Annotated in this window: 8 protein-coding genes and 1 pseudogene; 4 read left to right on the top strand and 5 right to left on the bottom strand. The window is 61.4% G+C overall.

Features of this window, described 5'->3' with window-relative positions; genetic code table 11:
- The 4 genes and pseudogenes from EN879_RS01725 to EN879_RS01710 form a co-directional block, all read left to right on the top strand.
- Positions 1 to 356: pseudogene (locus EN879_RS01725) on the top strand (GMP synthase (glutamine-hydrolyzing)); the annotation flags it as partial.
- 322 nt (positions 357 to 678) lie between these two features.
- Positions 679 to 882: a CsbD family protein gene (locus tag EN879_RS01720; protein ID WP_013533227.1), complete on the top strand. Its 204-nt coding sequence runs from the start codon at positions 679 to 681 to the stop codon at positions 880 to 882.
- Positions 883 to 1,421: 539 nt separating this feature from the next.
- A complete protein-coding gene (locus EN879_RS01715) occupies positions 1,422 to 1,745 on the top strand; it encodes a hypothetical protein (RefSeq protein WP_013533226.1) in 324 nt (107 codons plus the stop codon).
- Between the two features lie 70 nt (positions 1,746 to 1,815).
- On the top strand, positions 1,816 to 2,241 hold the full coding sequence (locus tag EN879_RS01710) for a c-type cytochrome (RefSeq protein ID WP_063170138.1): 426 nt from the start codon (positions 1,816 to 1,818) through the stop codon (positions 2,239 to 2,241).
- Here the strand turns inward: EN879_RS01710 and EN879_RS01705 are convergent.
- The 5 genes from EN879_RS01705 to coxB all read right to left on the bottom strand — a co-directional run bounded on the left by EN879_RS01705 (position 2,213) and on the right by coxB (position 7,535).
- On the bottom strand, positions 2,213 to 3,451 hold the full coding sequence (locus EN879_RS01705) for a cytochrome c (RefSeq protein WP_164758121.1): 1,239 nt from the start codon (positions 3,449 to 3,451) through the stop codon (positions 2,213 to 2,215). The two genes, EN879_RS01710 and EN879_RS01705, sit on opposite strands and share 29 nt — an antisense overlap.
- 233 nt (positions 3,452 to 3,684) lie before the next feature.
- The gene (locus EN879_RS01700; protein ID WP_063170140.1) at positions 3,685 to 4,026 is read right to left on the bottom strand and encodes a hypothetical protein; all 342 of its coding nucleotides are present in this window, start codon (positions 4,024 to 4,026) and stop codon (positions 3,685 to 3,687) included.
- Between the two features lies 1 nt (position 4,027).
- Complete coding sequence (locus EN879_RS01695) at positions 4,028 to 4,630, bottom strand: cytochrome c oxidase subunit 3 (RefSeq protein WP_013533222.1); 603 nt, start codon at positions 4,628 to 4,630, stop codon at positions 4,028 to 4,030.
- Positions 4,627 to 6,567: a cytochrome c oxidase subunit I gene (ctaD, locus tag EN879_RS01690; protein WP_063170141.1), complete on the bottom strand. Its 1,941-nt coding sequence runs from the start codon at positions 6,565 to 6,567 to the stop codon at positions 4,627 to 4,629. The genes EN879_RS01695 and ctaD overlap by 4 nt, the downstream gene beginning before the upstream one ends.
- On the bottom strand, positions 6,564 to 7,535 hold the full coding sequence (gene coxB / locus EN879_RS01685; RefSeq protein WP_337122686.1) for a cytochrome c oxidase subunit II: 972 nt from the start codon (positions 7,533 to 7,535) through the stop codon (positions 6,564 to 6,566). The genes ctaD and coxB overlap by 4 nt, the downstream gene beginning before the upstream one ends.
- Positions 7,536 to 7,770: the final 235 nt, after the last annotated feature.

The following is a 7,770-nucleotide window of genomic DNA, read 5'->3' as shown; positions in this document are numbered from 1 at the left end:
TCGCCATCCGCTGCCCCGGCGGCATCACCCGCGAAAAGCTGGAGATCCTGCGCGAAGCCGACGCCATCTATCTTGACGAGATCCGCAAAGCCGGCCTCTACGATGCCATCTGGCAGGCATTCGCCGTGCTGCTGCCGGTGCAGACGGTCGGCGTGATGGGCGACGGCCGCACCTACGAGTTCGTCTGCGCGCTGCGCGCCGTCACCTCGGTCGACGGCATGACGGCGGATTTCTACCACTACGACATGGCCTTCCTGGGGGCTGCTGCCACCCGCATCATCAACGAAGTCCGCGGCATCAACCGCGTCGTCTACGACGTGACGTCGAAGCCGCCTGGAACAATCGAGTGGGAGTAGGGGGATTAGGCGGCGATGGTGTGTTGTCGCCTCCGCTGGAGTTAGCGCTGATTGCCTGACAGCACTCAAACGTGATCGGGCACGAATGTAAAGCATCGTCGGAGCCGTTTAGAGCCTTGGCATATGACGTGCAATACGCGGGTTTGAGCGAGCGACGATGGCTCGGCTGAAAGTTGGCTCGAACGTACTTTGCGGACCGCAAGGGGCGATAACTTCTGGCAACCGATTCGGCATCGGGCAGCGCGTTGGCTGTTTCCAGGAACATCCTTGACTGGATTGCGTTTCCTATTCCGGACCTTTCCAAAACAGGGAGAACGGTGTCATGGACTGGAACCGCGTGGAAGGAAACTGGAAACAGGTGAAAGGCAAGGTCAAGGAGCAGTGGGGCAAACTCACCGATGATGACCTTGACCGCATCGCCGGCAAGCGCGATCAACTCGAAGGCAAGATCCAGGAGCGTTACGGCATCGAAAAGGACCGCGTGCGGCGCGATGTCGACGATTGGTACGGGCGGCAGGGTTGGTAGGCATGTGAGCCCCGGCTGTGGCCATTCCAGGACGCGGCCCAACAGTCCGGCAGGACCATGCGGGCGCTGAGCCTTGTCGTCGGTTGAGTTTTGCAGCAAGGATTTCGTACTGTGGCTGAAAATATCTCTCGCAAGCAGGAGCAACGGGGGACAAGAAGAATTGTCACGTGGGCGATCGCAGTTATCGCCGTGATTTTTCTTGCTCTACTGGCTATATTCGTGTTCGGCCCGTTGCTATGACTTTCATGGCGATGATTGAGCTGTCTCCGATCCGGGGATGATCGGGCACTGGTCGGGGACGCGGGCAGCGGCCACCAGTGAGCAACTATGCTTCAGGCGAGGGCATGCGGCCAGCGCTGCTTCCGCGGCCGGACGACGCCAAGGCGGCGCACCTATATCGACCGCCGTCGCGCGGCTAGCCCGTCTGCAGTGCCGGCACAAAAACCTGTTTCACAAGAATTTTGCTGAACACGATTTCGCCGGGAACATATCAGGAAAGGATTGGTTTGGTGGCGGTACACCCAACCAGGAGATCCACCATGATCGTCAAACTTCTGTCCGCCGCTGTGCTCGCGCTCACATTGGCCACATCGGCAGTGGCACAGTCGAACAGTTCCGGCTCCAACAGCGGTTCGGGCTCGAACGACGGCACCGGGGCTACGTCTGGAAATACCGGCGGCAACAGCGGCACCGGCTCTGGAACATCCGTGAATCCTTCCGATCCGAGCACTACAAATTCGACAAATTCCACAACGAAATCAGGTGGCATGACTGACCGCTGCAAAGATTCGGCAGGCAACGACATCGACAACAACACCGCGACCGGCACGACAACATCGAATGTGCAGAACTGTAATAAATGACCCGGCTCCTCAATCCGTTGCCGGACCAGTGCTTCGGCAGCGCATTGAGCGCTGAGAGCGGTAAGCGCAGATGAACCGGCAGGCCGCCAAGCAAGCGCCGCCCCAATTCTGGTGGTTGGCAGGAGCATCGGCGGCTGTCGTCATCGGTTTTGCCGTCTTCGCCAGCGGATCGGTTCGCAGCAACAGTCTGCGAGAAACCACGCTTGTGCAGGCGATCGGCGGCGACCCTCAACGAGCCATCCCGGCCATGATCCGCAACGGCTGTGGCGGATGTCACGAAATCCCGGGGGTGCCCGGCGCCCGTGGTACCGTCGGTCCCTCCCTGCGGGGCGTCGTCGAAAGAGGATATATCGGGGCATCGCGAGCCAGCCCGGATGCGATGATGCGCTGGATCAGCAGAGCGCGGGACGTAGACCCGAACACGGCCATGCCCAATACAAATCTGTCGCCTCAAGAGGCGCGCGACATCACCGCCTATCTCTATGCGCGGACATGAGGCGCACTGAACTGGTCCGACGGCGCAGGCGCCTTGCCAGCAGAAGCAGCAGCCCAAGCATCAACACGGCGGCGCACGCCACAAGTGATTGAGCCGCCAGAACCATGATTGTCTGGCCTGTTGTCGAGCCGGCCCGCATCTGGCGTATATCGGCCGCGGTAACGCTGACGTCGGGATTTCCGAACCGAGCGGTGACGTAATTTGCAAGGGCTGCCACCTGGCCATCGTCCAGCCAGCCGCCGAAGGCCGCCATCGACTTACGCCCCGCCACGTCGCCAGCTTTGACGCCTTCAAGGATGGTCATGGCGACATCCTCGGGTGTGGCCGCGCCGGGGGTGCTGTTGCGGGTCAAGGACGGATAGGATCCGTCTGACGATCCGCCTCCGTTCGCCCCATGGCATGTCGAACAGAGCGATCGATAGAGATCATCGCCGGCTGCGGTCCCGCTGCCTTGCGTCATCCCTTCGGTTCCAGCATCGCCGTCGGCCGTGGCCGCGTTACCCCATGAGAAACGCGGCTGCTTTTCGTCTCCCGATTGGGCGGGCACGTCCCTGAGATAAGCGACGATGGCCTGGATATCGTCATCGGAAAGATGTTGCAGGCTGTTCATGACCGTTTCCGCCATCGGCCCGCCCGCATAAGCCTTCCCGGGAACGGCGCCGGTTTTGAGAAATCGAGACAGCTCTTCGTTGCTCCAGTCGCCGACGCCTGCGATCTTGTCGCTGGTAATGTTGAAGGCCTGCCAGATGCCGGCGGTGCCGCCGGCAAGCTTGTGGTCTTCATCCATGCCGAACGTTGCATTCCTTGGCGTGTGGCAGGCACCGCAGTGGCCGAGCACCTCGACCAGGTAGGCTCCCCTGTTCCATGCGGCGGTCCGGTTCCGATCGGGCGTGAAACTGCCGGTATGCAGGTTCGCGAGCTTCCACAGCGCAACTGTCCAGCGCTGGTTGAATGGAAAAGGCAGGATGTTTCGCGGCTGCGGCTGCGAGATCGGCGGCTGCGCCAGGAGGTAGGTCCGGATCGCAAGCACGTCCTCGCGGCTCATCGCGGCGAAGCTGTCATAGGGCATGGCGGGATAGAGATCGGCTCCATCGCGCCTGATACCTTTCCGCACGGCCCGCACGAACTCGTCCGCGGAGTAGCGTCCAATGCCCGTGTCAGGATCAGGTGTGATGTTGGTCGAGTATACGTCGCCGAAGGGTGTCGGCACGCGATAGCCTCCAGCGAACGGGCGGCTCGGATTGGACGTGTGGCAGCCGATGCAGTCGGCCGCTCGGGTAAGGTATTCACCCTTCTGGATTTCGCTCGCCCGCAGCTCAGTGCAAAGCGGCAACGATGCCAAGACGAGCGCGACCGCCCGGGAGGTGACGGCCGGGAATGGAATGCCCGCGGCAGGCCAAGGCGGGCACCGGCGGACGGCCAATCTCCGGGTCTTTGACCTCGTCACAGTTCGCACCCGCTGAAGATCAGCCCTGCCATCAGCTGCGCCAGCAAGATGAGCGTGAACAGCGCCCCGATGCCCACGGAAGTCCTTGCAAGGAATGCGCGCGTGCGCGCCTTCCGGGGCGGAACCGTACCATGTCCGCGGTCATGAACGGCGTGCCACGACAGCAGCGCGCCTGCCAGGGCGACCGCGGCGCCTATCAACGAGAACAAGGCAGTGGGACGAAAGCCGGCATGGCATTGCCAGGATGCAATCGAATAATCGAGCTGCAGCGTTATTGCCCACGCAACTGGTCCGCTGACCAGGCCTGCCCAGGAAACGCCGGTACGGATCGCCTGCATCTCACATCCTCGGAGCCCAATAGATAACAAGATAGAGCACGACCCATGAGACGACGACGAAGTCCCAGTAGAAGGCGTTGTCCGAGACGTCGCTGAAGCGGCGGCCTGCCTTGCCTTTTTGCGTGAACATGAGAACCGCCAGGACGATCGTGTCGCCGACATCGGTAAGGAGATGCGTCGTATGCAGCCCGAGCAGGAACCAGACGATCGATCCGTAAGCGTTCTGATCCCAGGAAATCCGCAGAGCCGGAAATTCCCAGATGCGAACGATCAGCGGAAGAATGCCGACGATCGACATGACGACCATGCCAAGGCGAACTTTCGCCAGGTCCTGGCGACGTGCCCAAACCTCGATCATGTGGTTGGGCACGACGCTCGCAACCAGAATAACCAGTACTGCCGTCCCCGGCAGCAGATCTGGCGCAGGGGCCCCAATGGGCCAATGCCGGGCCAGCACGGCCAGATAGAAGTAAGTGCCTATCGCCAAGGCAAAACCGGTTGCCTCGAGGGCAATGAAGGCAAGGGTTCCCCACCACATCGGGCTCGCTGACCCGAAATCGTATGTGGGCAGGTGACTGACGTCGGCGACGGGGCGGTGCCTCATTCCTCGTCCTCCGGTTCGCCTTTCGGCCAGAACCAGCAGATAAAGCCGATCGAAACCGGGATCGCTCCCCAGACCACCGCCCACGGCGTGTATATCGAACCGAGAAATGCGCCGCCGACTGCGATGGCCGACAGCAACGGCCAGATCGAGTTGTCAGCCGATGGTACCCTTACTTGCGGCATCGCATCGGCGACCGTACCGGCGAGCACCTCGCGGGCGTCGACACGCAGACCTTCGACCACTGGGAGCACATCGGGCTCGGCCCAAAGCGGTTCGCGGTGAGTTACCACGGGCAGCCGCGAAAAATCGTAGGAGGGCGGCGGCGACGTCGTCGCCCATTCGAGCGTGCTCGCGCCCCAGGGATTGTCTCCTGCAATGCGGCCGTTGCGGAGGCTGAGAAAGAGATTCAGGAAGAAAAGCGCGAAGCCCGCGAACACCACCAGCGAAGAGAGGCTGATGAAGAGGTTCATCTCGCCCCAGCCGCTCGCCGGCGGATACGTATAAACGCGGCGCGGCATGCCTTGCAGACCGAGAATATGCATGGGGAAGAAGGTGAGATTGAACCCGAGGAAGACCAGCCAGAAATTCCAGCGGCCGAGCCTCTCGGACAGCATGCGTCCGGTGATCTTGGGAAACCAGTAATAAACGGCGCCGAGCAGGGGGAAGACGGCGCCCCCGACCAGCACATAATGGAAATGGGCAACCACGAAATAGGTGTCGTGCACCTGCAGGTCGAGCGGCACCGAGGCGACCATGACGCCGGTCAGGCCGCCGATCACAAAGGTGAAGATGAAGCCGAGAACGAAAAGCATGGGCGTGGCGAAGATCGGCCGGCCGCCCCAGATCGTCGCAATCCAGCAGAAGATCTGAACGCCGCTCGGAATGGCGATCATCATCGAGGAAGCGGTGAAGAAGCTCTCGCCGAGTTGCGGCAGGCCGGTAGCGAACATGTGGTGCACCCACAGGCCGAAGGAAAGAAAACCGATCGCGATCAACGACAGCACGATCCCGAGATAGCCGAACACCGGGCGGCGAACGAAGGTCGGCAGGATCGCGGAAACGAAGCCGGTCGCCGGAATGAAGATGATATAGACCTCGGGATGGCCGAAGAACCAGAACAGATGCTGCCACAGCAGTGCATCGCCGCCTGCTACGGGGTCGAAAAATTTTGTGCCGACCAGGCGGTCGAGGATCAGCATTGTGCTCGAGACCATCACGGCCGGCATGGCGAACAGGATGACGAAAGCCGTAACGAGGACGGACCAGACATAGAGCGGGATGCGGTCGAGCGACATGCCGGGGGCACGTTGTTTGAAAACTGTCGCGATGATCTCGACCGCTACCGCGAGGGCGGACACTTCGGTGTAGGTCACCATCTGCGCCCAGAAATCGGGGCGCTTGCCGACGCCATATTCGGGTCCGGCGAGCGGCACATAGGAAAACCAGCCGGCATCCGCACCGGTTTCGAAGGCGAAGGCGATCCAGATCATCAGCCCGCCGGAAAGATAGACCCAGTAGCTGAATGCATTGAGCCGCGGAAAGGCGACATTGCGAGTGCCGATCATCAGCGGCACCAGGTAAATGGCGAAAGCTTCCATCACCGGCACGGCAAACAGAAACATCATCGTCGTGCCGTGCATGGTGAACAGCTGGTTGTAGAGATCGGGACCGATATGGCCGGCCTCAGGCTGGGCAAGCTGGAAGCGCATGGCGAGCGCTGACAGACCCGCAAGGATGAGAAACAGGAAAGCCGTCACGATATAGCGCCGTCCGATCAGCTTGTGATCGACCGTGACCAGCCAGCCGTAGAAGCCTTTCGGCGTTCGCCAGGCATGCGCCAGAAAGGCGCGCAGTCTCACCTCTTCGAGACCGGTGTCACGGATGCCTTTCAGGGCCTCCTGAGTGTGCTCGGCCGGCTTTCCCGCAAGGCCACTCATTCGAGGCTTCCGAGATAGGTGACGACCGCGTTGAGATCGTCGGCGCTAAGGGCAATGCGCGGCATCTTGGCGCCGGGCTTTATCGACTGTGGATCGGCGATCCAGGCGGCGAGCGCGCCAGGGGTCATGGCGAGCGTATCCGCGGCCAGTGCGCGTCGGCTGGCGAGATGAGTTAGGTCAGGTCCCACCGTTCCGCTGGCAGGCGTGCCTCTTATCGTGTGGCAGAGCGCACAGCCGGTGGACAGAAATGCCTGTTGGCCGCGGCGCTCTTCGTCGCCGCCAGGCGCGGATGCGACGGCGTTTTGCCTGGATTGCCATGCTTCGAACGCTTCGCGGCTTTCCGCGATGACGGTGATGGCCATATGGGCGTGCTGATAGCCGCAGAATTCGGCACACTGGCCACGATAGATGCCGGGCTTATCGGCGACGAGTGTGAGCTCACTCGGCCGGCCCGGAATGAGATCGCGCTTGCCGGCAAGGTTCGGCACCCAGAAGCTATGAATGACATCGAGCGAATCGAGTTCGACCTTGACCGGTTCGCCAACCGGGACATGGATTTCATTTGCCGTGACGATCGATTGGGACCGATCATCTCCGGGATACCGGACCTCCCACCACCATTGGTGCCCGGTGATGCGCACGGCAAGCGTTTCCGTTCCACTCAGCGAAGCAATGGATTTGCCGGCGAAAAAACTCGCTATCGTCATCATGACGAGCACCAGAACGGTCAACGCAATGGCGCTGCCGACAGCGCGGGTAAATCGGCGCTCCTGACGAGAATCGATCTCGAGCGGCGAGCGCGTTGTCTCGGACAGGCGACGACGCAAAAGCGCTGCCGCCAGGATCAACATGACAAGCAGCCACGTGGCCACTGCGATTGCGCTGAAAGACCAGATCAGATCAAGGATTCTCCGGGCATTCGCACCGTGTGCATGGAGGGCCGATTGCTTGTCGCCGCATCCTGCCAAGGCCAATATCGGCGCTGCGCTGATCGCCCTCAAACGCCGTTGCGCGGCCGTTCCCTGAACGGTGCCAGGCAAGATTTGCCTAGGACATGTGGGGGCAAGCGACATTCGCGGTCGTGTCAGCCTGCGAGAGCTGGCCAACGGACTCATGCACCTCGCCATGAAGGATCCACCATCGTTGCCAAGGCCATAACGCGGCTGACTGAAAAAGGATGCTTGGCAACACCCCCCGGCTGAA

It is taken from the genome of Mesorhizobium sp. M7A.F.Ca.AU.002.02.1.1, assembly GCF_003998535.1.
Lineage (GTDB): Bacteria > Pseudomonadota > Alphaproteobacteria > Rhizobiales > Rhizobiaceae > Mesorhizobium > Mesorhizobium ciceri.
This window is presented reverse-complemented; position numbering and strand designations above follow the sequence as displayed.

What these genes read in the sequence shown, in the direction of transcription:
- EN879_RS01720 (WP_013533227.1), top strand. Translation starts at nt 679, where the DNA reads ATGGACTGGAACCGCGTGGAAGGAAACTGGAAACAGGTGAAAGGCAAG.
- EN879_RS01715 (WP_013533226.1), top strand. Translation starts at nt 1,422, where the DNA reads ATGATCGTCAAACTTCTGTCCGCCGCTGTGCTCGCGCTCACATTGGCC.
- EN879_RS01710 (WP_063170138.1), top strand. Translation starts at nt 1,816, where the DNA reads ATGAACCGGCAGGCCGCCAAGCAAGCGCCGCCCCAATTCTGGTGGTTG.
- EN879_RS01700 (WP_063170140.1), bottom strand. Translation starts at nt 4,026, where the DNA reads ATGCAGGCGATCCGTACCGGCGTTTCCTGGGCAGGCCTGGTCAGCGGA.
- EN879_RS01695 (WP_013533222.1), bottom strand. Translation starts at nt 4,630, where the DNA reads ATGAGGCACCGCCCCGTCGCCGACGTCAGTCACCTGCCCACATACGAT.
- ctaD (WP_063170141.1), bottom strand. Translation starts at nt 6,567, where the DNA reads ATGAGTGGCCTTGCGGGAAAGCCGGCCGAGCACACTCAGGAGGCCCTG.